General features: G+C 71.9%; 16 protein-coding genes. 12 read left to right on the top strand and 4 right to left on the bottom strand.

Translation table 11 applies throughout. The annotated features are described in order from the left end of the window. Window positions 1-17: 17 nt before the first annotated feature. Entirely contained in the window at window positions 18-1,235 is a 1,218-nt protein-coding gene (locus LZP97_RS11045) for an Rv3212 family protein (RefSeq protein ID WP_040272468.1), read from the bottom strand. A gap of 9 nt (window positions 1,236-1,244) precedes the next feature. Next, a complete protein-coding gene (locus LZP97_RS11040) occupies window positions 1,245-2,861 on the bottom strand; it encodes a DEAD/DEAH box helicase (RefSeq protein WP_010594721.1) in 1,617 nt (538 codons plus the stop codon). 212 nt (window positions 2,862-3,073) lie between these two features. Here LZP97_RS11040 and LZP97_RS11035 point away from each other — a divergent pair, with 212 nt between their 5' ends. Beyond that, window positions 3,074-3,772: a ferritin-like fold-containing protein gene (locus tag LZP97_RS11035; RefSeq protein ID WP_026137492.1), complete on the top strand. Its 699-nt coding sequence runs from the start codon at window positions 3,074-3,076 to the stop codon at window positions 3,770-3,772. 46 nt (window positions 3,773-3,818) lie between these two features. Beyond that, window positions 3,819-4,049: a DUF3107 domain-containing protein gene (locus tag LZP97_RS11030; protein WP_003939138.1), complete on the top strand. Its 231-nt coding sequence runs from the start codon at window positions 3,819-3,821 to the stop codon at window positions 4,047-4,049. Between the two features lie 84 nt (window positions 4,050-4,133). Here the strand turns inward: LZP97_RS11030 and LZP97_RS11025 are convergent, their stop codons facing one another. Further along, a complete protein-coding gene (locus LZP97_RS11025) occupies window positions 4,134-4,811 on the bottom strand; it encodes a TetR/AcrR family transcriptional regulator (protein WP_017679558.1) in 678 nt (225 codons plus the stop codon). Window positions 4,812-5,085: 274 nt separating this feature from the next. Between LZP97_RS11025 and LZP97_RS11020 the strand changes: the two genes are divergently transcribed. The 3 genes from LZP97_RS11020 to LZP97_RS11010 all read left to right on the top strand — a co-directional run bounded on the left by LZP97_RS11020 (window position 5,086) and on the right by LZP97_RS11010 (window position 8,284). Then, on the top strand, window positions 5,086-6,084 hold the full coding sequence (locus LZP97_RS11020) for a DUF3152 domain-containing protein (protein ID WP_372446902.1): 999 nt from the start codon (window positions 5,086-5,088) through the stop codon (window positions 6,082-6,084). A 49-nt stretch (window positions 6,085-6,133) separates the two neighbouring features. Continuing rightward, on the top strand, window positions 6,134-7,336 hold the full coding sequence (moeZ, locus tag LZP97_RS11015; protein WP_372446878.1) for an adenylyltransferase/sulfurtransferase MoeZ: 1,203 nt from the start codon (window positions 6,134-6,136) through the stop codon (window positions 7,334-7,336). Window positions 7,337-7,429: 93 nt separating this feature from the next. After that, the gene (locus LZP97_RS11010; RefSeq protein ID WP_010594716.1) at window positions 7,430-8,284 is read left to right on the top strand and encodes a TIGR02569 family protein; all 855 of its coding nucleotides are present in this window, start codon (window positions 7,430-7,432) and stop codon (window positions 8,282-8,284) included. A gap of 12 nt (window positions 8,285-8,296) precedes the next feature. On the opposite strand, the gene LZP97_RS11005 is transcribed toward LZP97_RS11010, so the two are convergent. Beyond that, on the bottom strand, window positions 8,297-8,962 hold the full coding sequence (locus tag LZP97_RS11005; RefSeq protein WP_010594715.1) for a FadR/GntR family transcriptional regulator: 666 nt from the start codon (window positions 8,960-8,962) through the stop codon (window positions 8,297-8,299). Between the two features lie 55 nt (window positions 8,963-9,017). Here LZP97_RS11005 and LZP97_RS11000 point away from each other — a divergent pair, with 55 nt between their 5' ends. The 7 genes from LZP97_RS11000 (at window position 9,018) to LZP97_RS10970 (ending at window position 18,496) form a co-directional block, all read left to right on the top strand. After that, window positions 9,018-10,313, top strand: a complete 1,296-nt coding sequence (locus LZP97_RS11000; RefSeq protein WP_010594714.1) for an MFS transporter — start codon at window positions 9,018-9,020, stop codon at window positions 10,311-10,313. Between the two features lie 96 nt (window positions 10,314-10,409). Beyond that, window positions 10,410-11,873 carry an MFS transporter gene (locus tag LZP97_RS10995; RefSeq protein WP_010594713.1) on the top strand — a complete coding sequence of 488 codons (1,464 nt, stop codon included), beginning with the start codon at window positions 10,410-10,412 and terminating at the stop codon, window positions 11,871-11,873. Between the two features lie 44 nt (window positions 11,874-11,917). Then, on the top strand, window positions 11,918-14,431 hold the full coding sequence (nirB, locus tag LZP97_RS10990; RefSeq protein WP_017679555.1) for a nitrite reductase large subunit NirB: 2,514 nt from the start codon (window positions 11,918-11,920) through the stop codon (window positions 14,429-14,431). Window positions 14,432-14,487: 56 nt separating this feature from the next. After that, the gene (gene nirD, locus LZP97_RS10985; RefSeq protein WP_010594711.1) at window positions 14,488-14,910 is read left to right on the top strand and encodes a nitrite reductase small subunit NirD; all 423 of its coding nucleotides are present in this window, start codon (window positions 14,488-14,490) and stop codon (window positions 14,908-14,910) included. Further along, window positions 14,907-16,091 carry a uroporphyrinogen-III synthase gene (locus LZP97_RS10980; protein ID WP_048770754.1) on the top strand — a complete coding sequence of 395 codons (1,185 nt, stop codon included), beginning with the start codon at window positions 14,907-14,909 and terminating at the stop codon, window positions 16,089-16,091. The genes nirD and LZP97_RS10980 overlap by 4 nt, the downstream gene beginning before the upstream one ends. 45 nt (window positions 16,092-16,136) lie before the next feature. Further along, complete coding sequence (locus LZP97_RS10975; RefSeq protein ID WP_010594709.1) at window positions 16,137-16,841, top strand: sirohydrochlorin chelatase; 705 nt, start codon at window positions 16,137-16,139, stop codon at window positions 16,839-16,841. Window positions 16,842-16,906: 65 nt separating this feature from the next. Further along, the gene (locus LZP97_RS10970; protein ID WP_048771107.1) at window positions 16,907-18,496 is read left to right on the top strand and encodes an FUSC family protein; all 1,590 of its coding nucleotides are present in this window, start codon (window positions 16,907-16,909) and stop codon (window positions 18,494-18,496) included. Window positions 18,497-18,504 lie beyond the last annotated feature (8 nt).

Genomic DNA, 18,504 nt, shown 5'->3' with positions numbered 1-18,504 from the left:
CGGTGGCCCGGCCGGGCTCACCGCAGCACCACGACCTGCGGCCCCCGCTGCTCGAGCACCGCATTCCCGGCGACCGCGACGTTCACGACACCGGTCCCGTCGCGCGCGACCGGAATGCGCTGCCGTTCCGTCCCGGTGGCCGGATCGACCACGGCGAGGGCGTCGCGCACCGGAAGCAGCAGCGCTCCGGCCATGGCACTGCCGGTGCCCGTCGTTCCCGGCACCGTCCACTGCGGCACCAGGTCGTCGCCGCCGAGGGCGACGGTCTGCGTGCCCGACCACCACGTGAGGATCGAACCCTGGGCCGTCGCGGGGAACACCGCCTCCGGTGTCGCCGCGGCCGACAGCGGGTGCCGCGCGGTGACCGTGCCCGCGGCGTCGTACACGGCGAGCACGGGCCCGGAGGACGCGGTGGGCGGCAGATACAGCACCGTGCGCTCGCCGGTCACCGCGACGACCCGCGTACCGCCGTCGTCCGGTCCCAGTTCCGGTAGCACCGACGAGGCGATCTCCGCCGGCTGCGAATCGGCCTCGGGGGTCGTCTCGAGCAGCGTCAGGCGGTCGGCTTCCTCACCGGGGCAGCGTTCGACCACCGCAAGCCGGCTGTTGCTCGCCGCGGCCGAGTTCAGCGTGCATCCGCTGCGGGGCTGGGCCCCCGGCACGACGGGCGCGTCCACGCGTCCGTACTCGAGTGTCCGCACGAGATCGGACCGCCACAGTTCGAGACGAGTGTCGCCCCGGGAGATCACGTGGGTGTCGGCAGCGGTGAGGGTCACCGCGTCGTCGGCGTCGCTCGAACGTTGCGCGCCGCGCATTCCCGAGTCGGGAACGAGCTGGGTGACCTGGCTGCATCCCCGCCGGTCGCGGTAGACCGCGACGGCGGTGCGCCAGTCCTCGACCACGCCGCACAGCGGTATGTCGCGGTCGTAGCGCCACAGTTCGGCGCCCGAGTCGAGGGCGCGGCCGGTGACGGTGCCGCCGTCCCCGGTGACCACGACGGCGCCGACCGCGATCGGACGGGACGTCGCGCCGCTGGGGGCGCGCCACGCCTCCGTCAGGGTCGACGGCACGACGGTCGCGGACGGTGGCGGCTCCGGTGCCGCGTCGGTCGTGACGGACACGGTGCCACGCGCATCCGAGCGCAACCAGACGACGCTCGCCGCCGCGACGACCGCGACGGCGAGCACGAGTGCTGCGATCAGATCCGCCCGGGTTCTGCGCTCCGGTGCGATCATCGCGAGCGGCTACTGGGCAGCCGAAGCCGTGACCGTTTCGCTGTTCGCGACGGTGTCGCCGGTCGCGGCGGAACCGCCGCGGCGCCGCCGACGGCGCCGCCGTGCGGGCGCTGTTCCGCTCCCGGACTCCTCGCTCTGCCCCGAGGCGGAACTCGCGCCCGCCGTCTCGGGACCGGTGCCGGAGTGCTCGCCGCCGCCGGTCTCCGGCCGGCCGCCGCGCGTGCGCCGGCGGACCCGGGTGCGCTTGGGTCGTGCCGCATCCTCGGAGCCCTCCTCGCGGGCGGGCCGCTCGGTCGGCGTCTTGCGGACGGTTCCGGTCGTGCCGTCGGGGATGCCCAGCTCCTCGAACAGGTGCGGCGAGCTCGAGTAGGTCTCGACCGGATCGGGCATGCCCAGATCGAGGGCCTTGTCGATGAGCTGCCAGCGCGGAATGTCGTCCCAGTCGACGAGGGTGACGGCGATACCGGTGCGCCCCGCCCGGCCGGTGCGGCCGATGCGGTGGACGTAGGTCTTCTCGTCCTCGGGGCACTGGTAGTTCACGACATGGGTGACGTCGTCGATGTCGATGCCGCGCGCGGCCACGTCCGTGGCGACCAGCACGTCGATCTTGCCCTTGCGGAACTTGTCCAGCGCCTTCTCACGAGCGATCTGCCCCAGGTCACCGTGCACGGCCCCGACGGCGAAGCCGCGCTCGGCGAGCTCGTCGGCGACCTTCTGCGCGGTGCGCTTGGTACGGGTGAAGATCATGGTGGCGCCACGACCCTCGGCCTGCAGCACGCGCGCCACCAGTTCCGCCTTGTCGAGCGCGTGCGCGCGGTAGACGAGCTGGTTGGTGCGCTCGTGCACCGCGGAGGACTCCGGTTCCTCGGCGCGGATGTGTGTCGGGCGGGTGAGGAACGTGCGGGCGAGCGTGATGATCGGCCCGGGCATCGTGGCCGAGAACAGCATCGTCTGGCGACGGTCGGGCACCATGCCGAGGATGCGCTCGATGTCCGGGAGGAAGCCGAGGTCGAGCATCTCGTCCGCCTCGTCCATCACCAGCACGCCGATCTTGCCGAGGATCAGGTGACCCTGGTTGGCGAGGTCGAGCAGCCGGCCCGGGGTCCCCACGACGACGTCGACGCCCTTCTTCAGCACGTCGACCTGCGTTTCGTACGGACGTCCGCCGTAGACGGACAAGATCTTCAGGGCACCGGTGGAGCCGGGGAGGTACTTGGCGGCGTTCTCGAGGTCCTGGGTGACCTGCAGGCACAGCTCGCGCGTCGGCACGATCACCAGCGCGCGGGGCGTGCCGTCGAGGGCGGTGGTGCCGGACTCGGCGGTGGTGAGGCGGTGCAGCAGCGGGACACCGAACCCGAAGGTCTTGCCCATGCCGGTGCGTGCCTGTCCGATCAGGTCGTCGCCGGCGAGGGCGAGGGGGAGCGTCAGCTCCTGGATGGCGAAGGTGCGCTCGATGCCGATCTCGGCGAGAGCGCGGACGATCTCGTCCCGCACGCCCAGTTCGGCGAACGTGGGCGGGGTGTGGGTGGCGTCGAGTTGGGCCGACACCGTGGTTTCGGTGGCGTCGTCTTCGTGGTCGACAGTGATCTTGCTCAGGGGTCTGGCCTTCCTGGTCTCGGCACGCACGCACGAGTGGAGAGGCGACCGGGCCTGCGCCTCAGCGGCCGGTAGGGCTCTGCGAGGCGCGGCAGCGATCTGCGATCGGGTGCGCGCACATCATCGGTGAAGTCCGCGGGGCCGGTGGTCGGCGCCTCGAGGCGCGGCCTTCCGGAACCATTGTACCGGGTGCGAGTGCCGTGAGCCGCGCGGTCGCCGGCCGGGTACTACGCTGTGTCGTCATGGGAGCCGAAACGTCACCGTCACCGTCCCGTCCATCCGCCGCCCCGGTGCGCGTGCCGGCCGACCATCCCGGCGTCGCCGAGCTGTTCGCGGTGCTCGCCTACGGTGAGATCTCGGCCTTCTATCGCCTTGCCGACGATGCGCGGATGTCGCCGAGCCTGCAGGGGCGGGTGGCGTTCGCAAGCATGGCGGCGGCGGAGATGAGCCACTTCGAGACGCTGCACGCCGCCCTGACCGCGCGCGGTGTCGAAATCTACGCGGCGATGGAGCCCTACCGGCGTGCCCTCGACGCCTACCACGCGTCCACGAACCCGTCGAACTGGCACGAGTCGCTGGTCAAGGCATATGTCGGCGACGGCATCGCCGCCGACTTCTACCGCGAGATCGCCGGTACCCTCGCCCCCGAGGTGGCCGAGGTCGTACGAGAGGTGCTCGCCGAGACCGGGCACTCGGAATTCGTGGTGCACGAGGTCCGCGAGGCGGTGCGGCACAGCGCCGCCGACAAGGACCGGCTGATGCTGTGGGGGCGGCGGCTGCTGGGCGAGGCCATCACCCAGGCCCAGTACGTGATGGCCCAGCGGGAGGATCTCACCGATCTGGTGATCGCCGCTACCGGTGATCTCGCCGACATCGCGGCGTTGTTCGACCGGATGCAGCTCGAGCACGCCGACCGGATGGCAGTGCTGGGACTGCACTAATCTGGGCGGGGACAGCTGTAGAGCCCTGAGAGTTCGGAGGTCGACCGTGGAGGTCAAGATCGGTGTTGCGGACAGTCCCCGCGAGCTCACCGTGGTCAGCGAGCAGACGCCCGACGAGGTCGAGTCGCTCGTGACGCAAGCCCTGGCCGGCGACAAGGACGGCGTCCTGACGCTCGTCGACGAGAAGGGCCGCAAGCTCATCGTGCAGGCATCGCGGGTCACCTACGTCGAGATCGGCCCCGCCGACATCCGCAAGGTCGGGTTCGCGGCGAGCTAGAACGACGGCATCACGACGGAAGGGCCGGGGCGACTGCCCCGGCCCTTCCGTCGTTGCGGGCGCGACCTCGGTCGGCGCCGTCGCTCATCGCCGGCGCAGCTCCGGCTGCAGCGGCACGTGCGACAGACCACCCCAGGCGAGCGCGACCGTGGTGTCGACGGCGTCTTCCTTCGGGATCGGCCGGGCGGCCTCGAGCCAGTAGCGGGCCGTGAACTGGCTGGTGCCGACGAGGCCGACCGCCAGGATGCGCGCCCGGTACGGGTCGAGCCCGGAGTCGTGGCTCACCAGGTCGAACACCGCGTCGACGCACGCCTCGGTGGCCTGCTCCACGCGGTTCGCCACCTGCGGCTCGCCCATCAGATCCGACTCGAACACGAGCCGGAAACCCTGCGAGTCGTTGTCGACGAAGTCGAAGAACGCCTGCACCGCAGCGCGGACGCGCTGCCTGTTGTCGGTGGTCGACCGCAGGGCCTGGCGGACACCGGAGATCAGGCTGTCGACATAGCTCTGCAGTACCGCGCAGTACAGTTCGAGCTTGCCGGGGAAGTGCTGGTACAGCACCGGCTTGCTGACCCCGGCGCACTCGGCGATCTCGTCCATGCCGGCCGCGTGGTACCCGCGCGTGACGAAGACTTCGCTGGCTGCAGCGAGGAGCTGGACCCGGCGCTCGTCCCGCGGCATCCGGGCGCCGCGTCGAGTGCCGGTGCCGTTGCCCGAGCTGGTGGCGCGGCCGGACGATGTCCGGGCTGCGAGTTCGGTCATGTCGCTCCCAATCCGAGATATTCGTCGAAGTGATACCTACCACTACGACGTGCAATCGTCTCTGCACGTTACAGGCCGGGGGCCCTCGAGGTGCGGCGCACCCCTACCCACGAGTATCCCAGCCGAGGGGCTACTGTGCGCGGCGCCACAGCGGCGCGGGGGCGGTCGCGAGCCGCGCTTCGCGACCCGGCACGTCCGGCGACGACCGTGTGAGATTCTGGCAGCCGTGACCGAGCGAGCAGGAGCCGACGTGGCGGACACACCGCGCCGCCCGGTGCGCAGTCCGCACCGGACACCCGAGGACCGGCCGTCCGAGTGGCGCCGCACCCGCGCCCCTTCCCACCAGCCCCTGCGAGCCCAGTGGGATCCCGTTTCGGGGGAGAGCACCCGCCCGCGTCCGCCGCGCCCGGATCGCGGGGTGCGCCGGCAGAGCCGGCTCGGGCGCTTCGTCGCGACCTACGGATGGCGGGCCTACGCCGTTCCCGTCCTCGCGATCCTCACGGTGATCGTCGGGGTGGACGCCCTGCGCGCCGGTGGCGATCGACCCGAGCCCGCGGCGGCCGGGGACGCGGTAGCCGAATCCGGCGGCGTGGTGGGTGTGCCCGCGCCGGTCGCCGACGGCACGTTCCCCGCCGATCTGCCGTCCGGTGCGCTCCCGGAGGGTGGGCCGTTCACGGCGGCCGGAACCGGCACCTGGCGGGTCGTGCCGGGGACCGGCGATCAGGTCGGCACCGGCCGCGTCTACACCTACACAGTGGAGATCGAGGACGGCGTCGACACCACCGGCTACGGCGGCGACGCCGCATTCGCGCGGATGGTCGACGAGACCCTGGCCAACCCGAAGAGCTGGATCCAGGACCCGGCGTTCGCATTCCGGCGCGTCGATCAGGGTGAGCCCGACTTCCGGGTGTCGCTGACCTCCCAGATGACGATCCGGCAGGGCTGCGGGTACGACATCGAACTCGAGGTCTCGTGCTTCAACCCCGGCGTGGGCCGGGTCCTGCTCAACGAGCCCCGCTGGGTGCGGGGCGCCGTCGCGTTTCAGGGGGACATCGGCTCCTACCGCCAGTACCTGATCAACCACGAGATCGGGCACGCCATCGGCTTCGCCGCCCACGAAGGGTGCGGGAGCGACGGAGGCTTGGCGCCGATCATGATGCAGCAGTCGTTCGGCACGGCCAACGACGACATCGCCGGGCTCGACCCCGAGGGCGTCGTCCCCCGCGACGGGCTGACGTGCAGGTTCAATCCGTGGCCGTATCCGCGAGCATGAGGATGGGACAATCGGGGAACCGCCCGATCGAACCGGCCGAGGAGCTGTCGTGACGTCACTGCCATCCCTGGTGGAATCCGGTGCACTGCCACCTCTGGTGGAACCCGCCGCGGACCTGACCCGCGAGGAGGTGGCCCGTTACAGCCGGCACCTGATCATCCCCGGGGTGGGGGTGACGGGGCAGCGACGGCTGAAGAACGCGCGGGTGCTGTGCATCGGTGCCGGCGGCCTCGGTTCCCCGGTGCTGCTCTACCTCGCCGCGGCCGGGGTCGGCACCCTCGGCATCGTCGAGTTCGACGACGTCGAATCGTCCAACCTGCAGCGGCAGGTGATCCACGGGGTCGCCGACGTGGGCCGGCCCAAGGGGGAGAGCGCCCGCGACACGATCCGGGGGATCAACGAGAACGTGGCGGTGCGCCTGCACCCGGTCCGGCTCGACCGCAGCAACGCCGTCGAGCTGTTCGAGCAGTACGACGTGATTCTCGACGGCACCGACAACTTCGCGACCCGCTACCTCGTCAACGATGCGGCGATCCTCGCCGGCAAGCCGTACGTATGGGGGTCGATCTTCCGGTTCGAGGGACAGGTGTCGGTGTTCTGGGAGGCCGCGCCGGGCGGGCGGGGACTGAACTACCGGGACCTGTACCCGGAGGCGCCTCCGCCGGGCATGGTCCCGTCCTGTGCGGAGGGCGGTGTCCTCGGGGTGCTCTGTGCGTCCGTCGGGTCGATCATGGCCACCGAGGCGATCAAGCTGATCACCGGCATCGGCGAGTCGCTGCTCGGACGGCTGATGATCTACGACGCTCTCGCGATGAGTTACCGGACGGTGACGTTGCGCCGTGATCCGGGCCGGGTGCCGGTGACGGAGTTGGTCGACTACGAGTCCTTCTGCGGTGTCGTGCCGGACGACGCCGCCGAGGCCGTGGCCGAGTCGACGATCACCCCGACCGAACTGCACCGGCTGCTCGAGTCGGACCGGGAGATCGAACTGATCGACGTGCGCGAGCCGGTCGAGTGGGACATCGTCCACATCGACGGGGCGCGGCTGATCCCGAAGGACCGCATCCTCTCCGGAGAGGCGCTGGCGGAGCTGCCGCAGCACAAGCCGATCGTGCTGCACTGCAAGACCGGGATCCGCTCGGCCGAAGCGCTCGCCGTGCTGAAGAAGGCCGGTTTCTCGGACGCCACGCACCTGCAGGGCGGCGTGCTCGCGTGGGCTCAGCAGGTGGACCCGTCACTGCCCGTGTACTGAGGGAACACGGTGAGATAACGATGCGGGAATGCTGTCCCCGGGTAACGGAGTGCCTTCCCTGAAGGCGGCGGCGCCGACTGTACGGTGTGCCCCGTGAGTCCCCTCGAACCCCCGCAGCACGTGCGCTCGACCTTCGGCCTACGCGACGTCGAACCGGTCCCGCTCGGGGCGGACTGGGACGGTGGCTGGCGCTGCGGCGACGTCGTGCTCTCGCCGGTCGCCGACCACGCCCGGGCAGCGTGGTCGGCGAAGGTGCGCGAGAACCTCGACGTCGACGGGGTCCGACTGGCGCGGCCGGTTCGCTCCACCGACGGCCGCTACGTCGTCTCCGGCTGGCGCGCCGACACGTACATCGTGGGCACCTCCGAACCACGGCACGACGAGGTGGTGGCGCTGTCGCTCCGGCTGCACGCCGCCACCGCCCAACTCGAGCGACCGCGCTTCCTCATGCAGCCGCCCGTGGCGCCGTGGGAGGACGTCGACGTGTTCGTCGCCGCCGACCGCGCGGCCTGGGAGGCGGTACCGCTGCGCACCGCCCGCGCCGCCGGCGCCCCCGACACCGTCACGCCCGACGGACGCAAGAGCATCGATCTGATCAACCAGCTCGCGACGTTGCGCAAGCCGGTCCACCTGCCCGATCAGCTCGTGCACGGCGACCTGTTCGGCACCGTGCTCTTCGCCGGCAGCGCCGCACCCGGCCTGACCGACATCACCCCCTACTGGCGACCCGCGTCGTGGGCGGCCGGCGTCGCCGTCGTCGATGCGCTGTCGTGGGGCGGCGCCGACGACGAGCTCATCGGCCGCTGGGAGGACCTGCCGGAGTGGCCGCAGATGCTGCTGCGCGCGGTGATGTTCCGGCTCGCCGTGCACGCCCTGCATCCGCGCTCGACGGAGGAGGCGTTCCCGGGGCTGGCACACACCTCGGATCTGGTGCGTCTGCTCCTCTAGGTCTCGCCTCCTCTAGGCGTCACTGCCGCGCAGCTCCCCGAACATCGCGAGGGCGGCGGCCGCGGCGCGACCCGGGTCTCCTGCGACGACGGCGAGCACCAGTTCGCGGTGCTCGTCGTGGAAGCCTGCGCCGGTCTCTTCGACGCGACGGCGGATCGTCTCCTCGATGACGGGTATCAGCGAGTCGTAGAACTCGAGGTACACGGCGTTGTGGCTGGCCGCGACGATCGCGCGGTGCAGGGCGACGTCGGCGGCGAGGGCGGCGGCCGAACGCGGGTCCGCCCACGCGCGCATCCGCGCGTCGAACAGTTCGGTCAGGTGTTCTGCGTCCGCCCGGGTGCGGCGCTGCGCGGCGAGCGCCGCGGCGGTGACGTCGAGCGCCTGCCGCAGTTCGAGCACGTCCTGTTCGTGGGCGTCGGCGAAGTAGGTGCCGAGTGCGCTGCCCACCTCCGAGGTGGCGACCACGTAGGTGCCCGATCCCTGCCGTCGCTCGAGCAGCCCCGAATGCACGAGTGCCTGGACGGCCTCGCGCACGGTGTTGCGGCCCGTGCCGGTCAGCTCGGCCAGGGTGGGTTCGGTCGGGATGCGGGTGCCCACTGCCCAGGCGCCGGTGCGGATGTGGCCGCGTAACTGCTCGGTGACCTGGGCGACGAGACCGGTGCGTCGCACGGTGCGCATGGGGCTCCTTCCTGCATCCGGAAAACACCTTCGACGATATACATCGGGTCATCCTATGATTCGCTCCGTGGTTGTCACCGATGCCGGATCCACGTCCCTGCTGCGGGGACGTCTCCTCGTCTTCGTCGCGATCGTGATGTCCGCCCTCACGCTGCGCCTCGCCGTGACCTCGTTCAGTCCCCTCGCCGAACAGATCCGCGCCGAACTCGGCTTCGCGCCTGCCGTGGTGGGTGTCTTCGGGATGGTGCCGACCGCGATGTTCGCGGCGTTCGGTCTCCTCACCCCGGTCATCGCACGGCGAGCGGGGCTCGAGACCACGGCCCTGATCGCGATGCTGGCCGCCGGAGTCGGCATGGCGGCCCGCGCGCTGACTCACGAGACGTGGACACTGCTCGCGTTCTCGGCGCTCGCCCTCGCCGGAATGGGCGTCGGCAACGTGGTGATCCCGCCGCTGGTCAAGCGGTACTTCTCCGACCGGCTCGCCGTCGTGAGCACCGTCTACATCGTCGGCGTCCAGATCGGCACCGTGTTGCCCGCCCTGGCCGCGGTCCCCGTCGCGGAAGCCGCGGGGTGGCGCTGGTCGATCGGTCTGTGGGCGGCGTGGGCGTTCGCCGCGGCGATTCCGTGGATCGGCGTACTCCACCGGGCCCGGGGTGCGAAGCCGGGCACCCGCGACGCGCCCCCTTCCGCCCCTGCACCCGGCCGGGTGTGGCGCTCGCCCGTCGCATGGGGCATGGCCGGCATGTTCGGCATGACCTCCCTGATCACCTACTCGATGTTCACCTGGATTCCCGCCGTACTGCTCGACGCCGGGGGCAGCGAGGCACTCGGGGGCGCGATGACCGCGCTGTTCTCCTTCGTCGGCCTGGCGGCCTCGTTCGTCGCCCCCGCCGCGTGCGCCCGCATGCGGGATCCCTTCCCGCTCGTCCTCGTGTGCGTGGCGAGCTACGCCGTGGGGTTCACCGGCCTGCTGCTCGCACCGCTGACGGCCACCGCCCTGTGGGTGCTGGCGATCGGCGTCGGGCCGACCACCTTCCCCATGGCACTGACCCTGATCAACCTGCGCACCCGCACCCATGCGGCGTCGGCGGCGCTGTCCGGGTTCACCCAGGGCCTCGGGTACACCGTCGCCTGCGCCGGACCGGTCCTGGTCGGGGTGCTGCGCGAGATCACCGGTGGCTGGACGGCACCGTTCGTGTTCCTCGGCGGCGCCGCGTTCGTGGTCCTGATCGCCGGCCGGGTGGCCTGCCGGCCGCGGTACGTCGAGGACACCTGGGGCGGCTCCGGCGCCGATCCGCACCCCGCGCACCCCCGCGGCGACGACCTCACGGAGACCTCCTGCCGCAGGTGAGCATCTCTTGACGCGGCAGTCACCGAGGGCAGCACCGCGGCAACACCCGTTTCCTACCTTGGGTCCATCGATACCGACCCGAGGAAGGGGCATGGGGTGGCCGCAACGACCGGAATATCACCGACCGAAGGCCTGCGTGCGAAGTTCGCCCGCAAGCACCGCATCGAACACTGGGACGCCGAGGACACGGCGGCATGGGACGCTGGCGGCAAGGAGATCGCGAAGCGGAACCTGATCTGGTCCGTCCTGGCCGAGCACGTCGGCTTCTCCGTCTGGTCCATCTGGTCCGTGATGGTGCTGTTCATGCCGACCGACGTCTACGGCATCGATGCCGCCGGCAAGTTCTTCCTCGTCGCCGTGCCTACCCTGGTCGGTTCGCTGCTGCGCATCCCCTACACGGTCGCCACAGCCCGGTTCGGCGGTCGCAACTGGACCGTGTTCAGCGCGCTGGTGCTGCTGATCCCCACCGTCGCGACCCTGTACCTCATGCTCAACCCCGGCTTCTCCTACACCACCTTCCTGGTGGTGGCCGCGATCGCCGGCCTCGGCGGCGGCAACTTCGCGTCGTCGATGACCAACATCAACGCCTTCTACCCGCAACGGCTCAAGGGTTGGGCGCTGGGCCTGAACGCGGGCGGCGGCAACATCGGCGTGCCGGTGGTGCAGCTCGTCGGCCTGCTCGTCATCGCCACCGTCGGCAACACCGAACCGTGGATCGTGTGTGCCGTCTACCTGGTGCTGTGTGCCTTCGCCGCGCTCGGCGCGGCCCTGTTCATGGACAACCTCGGTGATCAGCGCGCCGACCTGCGAGCGATGGGGGAATCCCTGCGCTACCGCGACTCGTGGATCCTGAGCTTCCTCTACATCGGCACCTTCGGCTCCTTCATCGGTTTCAGCTTCGCGTTCGGCCAGGTACTGCAGATCAACTTCCTCGCCGGGGGCGCGACCGCCGCCGAGGCGGCCCTGCACGCCGCACAGATCGCGTTCGTCGGTCCGCTGCTCGGATCGATCGCCCGGCCGCTCGGCGGCAAGCTGGCCGACCGCATCGGGGGCGGCCGGATCACGCTGTACACGTTCGCGGCAATGGCCCTCGCGGCCGGACTGCTCGTCACCGCCGGCACCCTCGACGACGCCACCGCCGGCGCCGCCACCGGCGGAATCATGGTGACCTTCGTCCTCGGGTTCATCGCCCTGTTCCTGCTCTCGGGTATCGGCAACGGCTCCGTCTACAAGATGATCCCGTCCGTCTTCGAAGCCAAGGCGCAGAGCCTCGACTCGCTCGACAGGGCCGGGAAGGCCGCCTGGGCGCGCAGCATGTCCGGCGCCCTGATCGGTTTCGCCGGCGCCATCGGCGGTCTCGGCGGCGTCGGGATCAACCTGGTGCTGCGCGCCTCCTACAGCAGCGAAGCCAAGTCGGCGACCATGGCGTTCTGGGTGTTCCTCGCCTTCTACCTGGTCTGCATCGTCGTCACCTGGGCCGTGTTCCTGCGCCGCCCCAGCGCCCCCACCGGGCAGACGCCCGCCGAGCGCGACGTCACCACCGTGGCCGTCCGCGCCTGAGGGCGCCCCGGCCCCACCCGTACACCAAGGAAGAAGGAAACGGTATGAGCCACAAGTCTGTCGTCGTCGTCGGGCACGGCATGGTGGGCCACCGATTCGTCGAGGCGCTGCGCACCCGTGACGAGAACGACCTCTGGTCGGTGACGATCCTGTGCGAAGAGCCGCTGCCCGCCTACGACCGCGTGGGACTGTCCTCGTACGTCGGTTCCTGGGATTCGAGAGAACTCGCCCTCGCCGGCAACGAGTACGAGGGTGACGACCTGGTCGACCTGAGGATCGGCACCCGGGCCGCGGCGATCGACCGGGCCGGGCGCACCGTCACCACCGACGCCGGCGAGGTGATCGGGTACGACGCGCTCGTCCTGGCCACCGGCTCGTACCCCTTCGTCCCGCCGATTCCCGGCAAGGATCTGGCCGGGTGCTTCGTCTACCGCACCCTCGACGACCTCGACGGCATCCGGGCCGGCGCGCAGCAGGCCGCGCCGGGTGCGGTCGGCGTCGTCGTCGGTGGTGGACTCCTCGGGCTGGAGGCGGCCAACGCGCTGCGGATGCTCGGCCTGACACCGCACGTCGTCGAGTTCGCGCCGCGGCTCATGCCACTACAGGTCGACGAGGGCGGCGGCGCGCTCCTCGCCCGCCTCGTCACCGACCTCGGCCTGACGGTGCACACGGGCGTCGGCACCGCCGGGATCACCGACGGTCCCGACGGGTTGCGGGTGGAACTGTCCGACGGATCGGTGATCGACGCCGCGCTGCTCGTGTTCTCGGCCGGGGTGCGCCCCCGCGACGAGCTGGCCCGCGACGCGGGGCTCGAGCTGGGCCCCCGCGGCGGCGTCCGCACCGACCTCGGCTGCCGCAGCACGACCGACGACGCGATCTACGCCGTCGGCGAATGTGCCGCCGTCGACGGCACCTGCTACGGACTCGTCGCGCCCGGCTACAGCACGGCAGAGGTCGTGGCCGACCGGCTCGTCGGCGGCGGCGCCGAGTTCCCGGGGGCCGACCTGTCGACCAAACTCAAGCTGCTCGGGGTCGACGTCGCGAGCTTCGGCGACGCGCACGCCGCCACCCCGGGCGCCCTCGAGGTCGTGCTGTCGGACGCGGCCAAGGGCACCTACGCCAAGCTGGTCGTCTCGGACGACGCGAAGACACTGCTCGGCGGCATCCTCGTCGGCGACGCCTCCGCGTACGGGTCGCTGCGGCCGCTCGTCGGCCGGGAGCTGCCCGGCGACCCTGCGGCGCTGATCTCGCCGGCGGGGGAGAAGCCGGGCGCCGGGTCGCTGCCCGACGACGCCGAGGTGTGCTCGTGCAACGGGGTCACCAAGGGGGCGATCTGCGGCGCCATCGCCGACGGCGCGTGCGACATCGCCCAGGTCAAGGCGTGCACGGGCGCCGGCACCACGTGCGGCGGGTGCCTGCCCACCGTCAAGCAGCTCCTCGCGGCGTCCGGCGTGGTCATGTCGAAGGCGCTGTGCGAGCACTTCGATCAGTCCCGGGCCGAGCTGTTCCAGATCGTGCAGGCCACCGACACCCGCACGTTCTCGGCACTGATCGCCAAGTACGGCCGGGGGACCGGCTGCGACATCTGCAAACCCGTCGTCGCCTCGATCCTCGCCTCGACCGACTCGGATCACATCCTGGGCCGGCAGCAGGCGGCGCTGCAGGACACCAACGACCACTTCCTGGCCAACATCCAGAAGAACGGCACCTACTCGGTGGTGCCGCGGATGCCCGGCGGGGAGTGCACCCCCGAGCAGCTCATCGTCATCGGCGAGGTCGCCCGCGACTTCGGGCTGTACGTCAAGATGACCGGAGGACAGCGCATCGACCTGTTCGGCGCGCGGGTCGAGCAGCTGCCGCTCATCTGGAAGCGACTCGTCGACGCCGGCATGGAGTCCGGCCAGGCCTACGGCAAGTCGTTGCGCACCGTGAAGAGCTGTGTGGGATCGACCTGGTGCCGGTACGGCGTGCAGGACTCGGTCGGCATGGCCGTCGACCTCGAGCTGCGCTACCGCGGGTTGCGCTCCCCGCACAAGCTCAAGTTCGGTGTCTCCGGCTGCGCACGCGAGTGCGCCGAGGCGCGCGGCAAGGACGTCGGGGTGATCGCGACCGAGAGCGGCTGGAACCTGTACGTGTGCGGTAACGGCGGCCAGTCGCCCAAGCATGCGCAGCTGCTCGCCGGCGGTCTCGACGACGAGACGCTCGTGAAGTACATCGACCGGTTCCTGATGTTCTACGTGCGCACCGCCGACCGGCTGCAGCGCACCGCGCCCTGGCTCGAGGCCCTCGACGGCGGTCTCGAGCACCTGAAGGCGGTCGTGTGCGAGGACAGTCTCGGCATCGCCGGCGAGCTCGAGGCGGCGATGGCCAGGCACGTCGCCGGATACCGGGACGAGTGGGCCGGCGTCCTGGAGGATCCCGAGAAGCTGTCCCGGTTCGTGTCGTTCGTCAACGCCCCCGACGTGGCCGACCCGACCGTGCGGTTCGACGACTCGGGCAAGCGGAAGGTGCCGGTACTGGTCGGAATGCCCTCTTACCGCGAGGGAATCTCGGGTTAACCCCCGAGAAACACCGGCCCCGGAGAATTCCGTCCGTAGTTCCAAGGAGGACATTCATGACCGTCATCGAGACGCACACCACCGAACGCGCGTCGCGCGCCACCGTGTACGACGGGCGTCTGGAATGGACGTCGGCCTGCCCGCTCAGCCACCTCATCCCCGGTCGCGGCGTCGCCGTGCTGCTGCGCGGCGGGGAGCAGGCCGCGCTGTTCCTGCTCGACGACGGCACGTTGCGGGCGGTGGGCAACTTCGACCCGTTCGGCCGGGCCGCGGTGCTGTCGCGCGGGATCGTCGGCGACCGCAGCGGGGAGCCGACCGTCGCGTCCCCGCTGCTCAAGCAGGTCTTCTCGCTGGACGACGGACGCTGCCTCGACGACCCGTCGGTCCGCCTGCCCGTGTACGACGTGCGGGTGTGGGCCGGAGTCGTCCAGATCCACAGTCTCGTGCCCGTGCACCGCGGTTACGGCGAGCGTTCGTGAGCGAGGACACCGCGCCGCTGCACGGCTTCACGATCGGCATCACCGCCGCGCGCCGCGCCGACGAGTTCGCCACCCTGCTGACCCGGCGCGGCGCGGAGATCGTCCATGCACCCGCCATCCGCATCATCCCGCTCGCGGACGACGCCGAGCTCGAGCGAGTGACGCGCGACATCCTCGACATCCCGCCGGACATCACCGTGGCCACCACGGCGATCGGCTTCCGCGGCTGGATGGGGGCCGCGGACGGCTGGGGCCTCGCCGAGCAACTCGGCGAGGCCCTGGGCGGCAGCCGCATCCTCGCCCGCGGGCCGAAGGTCACCGGCGCGATCCGCGCGGCCGACCTGCGGGAGGAGTGGTCCCCGGCGTCCGAGTCCTCCGCCGAGGTGCTCGAGCACCTCCTGGCGGAGGGCGTGGAGGGGGTGCGGATCGCGGTGCAGCTGCACGGCGCCCGGACCGAGTGGGAGCCCGGTGCGGATCTGTGCGAGGTGCTGCGCGACGCCGGTGCCGACGTGGTGGCGGTCCCGGTGTACCGGTGGACCCCGCCCGACGATCCCACCGCGATGGACCGGCTCATCGAGCAGATCGCCGATCACAGCATCGACGCGGTGAGCTTCACCAGCGCCCCGGCCGTCGCGTCGCTGCTGCTGCGTTCCAAGGCCACCGGCATGCTCGAGGCGATGCTGCGCGCCCTGCGCACCGGCGTCACCGCGGTGTGCGTGGGTCCCGTGACGGCCGCGCCCCTGGTCGAGCTGGAGGTGCCGGTCTCGGCGCCGGGCCGGGCACGGCTCGGATCCCTCGCCCGGCACCTCGCCGAGGAGCTGCCGCGGCGCGCCCACCGCATCGAGGCGGGCGGGCACGTGCTCAGCGTCCGCGGCCGGTGCGTCGTGGTCGACGGGGAGATCCGCTGCCTGGCGCCCGCCGCGATGGCGTTGATGCGGACCCTGGCCGCCCGCCCCGGCCGGGTCGTCTCCCGTGAGGAACTGCTCGCTGCGCTGCCCGGGGGCGGAGGCGACACCCATGCCGTGGAAACGGCGGTGGCGCGGCTGCGGTCCGCGCTCGGCGCCCCCGCGATCGTGCAGACCGTCGTCAAGCGCGGCTACCGGCTCGCGGTGGACCCCACCGGCGGCGCCGACAAGGACTACCCCGTCGGCGGCGCCGACAAGGACTACCCGATCGGCTAGAGGCATCGTCCCCGGCCGACCCGTTCCCGACCAGGAGTTGTGACCATGACCGACCCGGCTCTGCTGCTCGTCGCCCACGGCACGCGCAATCCGCGCGGCGTCGAGACGATTGCGGCCCTCGCCGACGCCGTCTCCCACGAGGTGGGCACGACCCGCGTCGCCTTCGTCGACGTCCTCGGACCTTCGCCGTCGGAGGTGCTGCGCCGCTCCGGGCGACCCACCGTGCTGGTGCCCGCCTTCCTCGCCTCCGGCTACCACGTGCACGCCGACGTACCCCGGGAGGTCACCGACAGTGGGCATCGCGCCGTGGCGGTCACCCGCGCGCTGGGACCCGATCCCGTGCTCGCCCGGGTGCAGCTGCAGCGCCTCGCCGCGGCCGGCTGGCGACCAGGGGACGCGGTGGTGCTCGCCGCGGCGGGCTCCTCCGACCCGCGCGCCGTCGGCGACGTGCGCCGGGCCGCGGGCATGTTGTCGGCCCTCGCGCGCGTCGCCGTGCGCGTCGGGTACGTCGCCACGGGATCTCCACGCGTGCCGGACGTCGTCGCCGAACTGCGCGCCGCGGGTGCGGGCCGGGTGTTCGTCGCGTCGTACCTGCTCGCCGACGGCCTGTTCCACGCGCGTCTCGCCGACGCGGGCGCCGACGGCGTGGCGGCACCGCTCGGAGTGCACGACTCGATCGTGCGCCTGGTGGCCGACCGGTACCGGTCCGCGGCCACGGCGCTGCTCACCGCGGAGCCGCTGCGCAGGTGAGCTTGCCGACACGGCGCGGGCGATGAGAGCTGCGCCCCGTATCGTCGATCCCCGTGTCCGAAGCGATGGTAGAGCCGGGAGCCGGGTCCCGGAGTGACGCGGCGTGCCCGCCGCTCCCGGCACCGGGGCCGGCCCGGACGCTCCTGCTCGGCGTGCCCAGGCGAGGCCGGCGCTGGCCCGGCGCGCTGCGCGCCGCCGTCGCGGTGGCGCTGCCCGGCCTCGCCGGTCTTGCGTTCGGTCACGGACCCGTCGCCGCGACCGTCGCCCTCGGGGCGTTCGCCGTCGTGTACGGCGAGGGTCGCGCCTACCGGGCGCGGTGGAAGGTGGTGCTGTTCGTCGCGGCGGCACTCGTCGTGCTGGCCGGTGTGGGTGCCGGGGTCGGTGTGCTCGTGCAGTCGGGGGCGTCGTGGACGTGGCTCCTGCTCGTGGCGGTCATGACGGCCGTCGTCGCCGTGGGTGCCTTCCTGGTCGACGCGTTGCGGTTCGGTGCCCCCGGTGCGTTCCTGCCGCTGCTGACCCTGGAGATCGCCGCGGCGCTGCCGAGTGCCGGTGTGCCGGTCGGCGCGGTCGTGTCGTGGACGGCGGTGGGTGCGGGCACGGCGGTTGTCGTGTCGATGTCCGGCGTGGTGGTCCGGCCCCGCACGCCCGAGCGTGTCGCGGTGGCGGCGGCCGTGTCGGCCGTCGACACCTGCCTGCGCGCCCCGGCGGCGCTCGGCCCGCGGCACGAGGCGGTCCGGGCACTGCACGCCGCATGGATGTGCCTGCACGACGGGCGGATCGGCGACGGTGACCATCCGCTGACCCGGGCGCTCCGAGCGGCGCATCTGCGGCTCGCGACCCTCGTCGCGGGCACCGACGAGGGCGCCGCCTCCGAGACCGACGACCTGCGACCGCAACCGCCACTGCCGCGCCCGTCGGCGCGATACCGGCTCGCCCGGGCAGCTCGGCCCGGCAGCCGATCCTGGACCATCGTCGTGCGCCTTGCCGTGGCCGGTCCCGTCGCGGGCGCACTGGCACTCGCGGGCGGTGTCGGACGACCGGACTGGGCGGTGATCACGGCGGCGATGGTGCTGCATCAGGGACCCGACCGGGTGCTGGGCAGCTACCGGGGTCTGCACCGGTTCGCCGGTACCGTCGTGGGCCTCGGCGTGCTGGCCGCGGTCGTGTGGGCGGCGCCGACGGCCGTGGGGGTCGTCGTGGTGGTGGCGGTGCTGCTGGCCGGAACCGAGGAATACCTCGTCCGCAACTACGGGGTGGCGATGGTGTTCATCACGCCGCTCGCGCTGCTGCTCGGGGGCGGTGGGGTGCCGCACGACTTCACCGTGGTGGCTCGCGACCGGTTGCTCGAAACGGTGATCGGCGTGCTCGCCGCCGTCGCGGTGCTGTGGTTCGTGTTGCCGTCCGCGCATCGCCGCGTGCTGCGCTTCGCCGACGCGCGGGTCGCCGAGACGGTCGCCACCATCGTGCAGGCGCGCGCGGCGGGGGAGCGGACCGCGCTGCCGGAACTGTGCCGCGACCTGGAGTTCGATCTGCACGCCGCGACGACCGCAGCGATCGTCGCGGCCCACTCCGAACCCGCCTGGACGCGCGAGCGGTGGCCGGAGCACCGGCGACTCCACGAGACCGGATACCGGGTCCTCACGCATCCGGGCTGACCGGTGCC

This window comes from Rhodococcus sp. DMF-1, from assembly GCF_021441945.1.
GTDB lineage: Bacteria > Actinomycetota > Actinomycetes > Mycobacteriales > Mycobacteriaceae > Rhodococcus > Rhodococcus ruber.
Note: the sequence above shows the minus strand (reverse complement) of the source record. Positions and strands in the feature narration are given on the sequence as shown.

Coding starts and splice junctions, on each gene's coding strand:
- LZP97_RS11045 (WP_040272468.1), bottom strand. CDS start 1,235: ATGATCGCACCGGAGCGCAGAACCCGGGCGGATCTGATCGCAGCACTC.
- LZP97_RS11035 (WP_026137492.1), top strand. CDS start 3,074: ATGGGAGCCGAAACGTCACCGTCACCGTCCCGTCCATCCGCCGCCCCG.
- LZP97_RS11025 (WP_017679558.1), bottom strand. CDS start 4,811: ATGACCGAACTCGCAGCCCGGACATCGTCCGGCCGCGCCACCAGCTCG.
- LZP97_RS11005 (WP_010594715.1), bottom strand. CDS start 8,962: ATGCGCACCGTGCGACGCACCGGTCTCGTCGCCCAGGTCACCGAGCAG.
- LZP97_RS11000 (WP_010594714.1), top strand. CDS start 9,018: ATGATTCGCTCCGTGGTTGTCACCGATGCCGGATCCACGTCCCTGCTG.
- nirB (WP_017679555.1), top strand. CDS start 11,918: ATGAGCCACAAGTCTGTCGTCGTCGTCGGGCACGGCATGGTGGGCCAC.
- nirD (WP_010594711.1), top strand. CDS start 14,488: ATGACCGTCATCGAGACGCACACCACCGAACGCGCGTCGCGCGCCACC.
- LZP97_RS10975 (WP_010594709.1), top strand. CDS start 16,137: ATGACCGACCCGGCTCTGCTGCTCGTCGCCCACGGCACGCGCAATCCG.
- LZP97_RS10970 (WP_048771107.1), top strand. CDS start 16,907: ATGGTAGAGCCGGGAGCCGGGTCCCGGAGTGACGCGGCGTGCCCGCCG.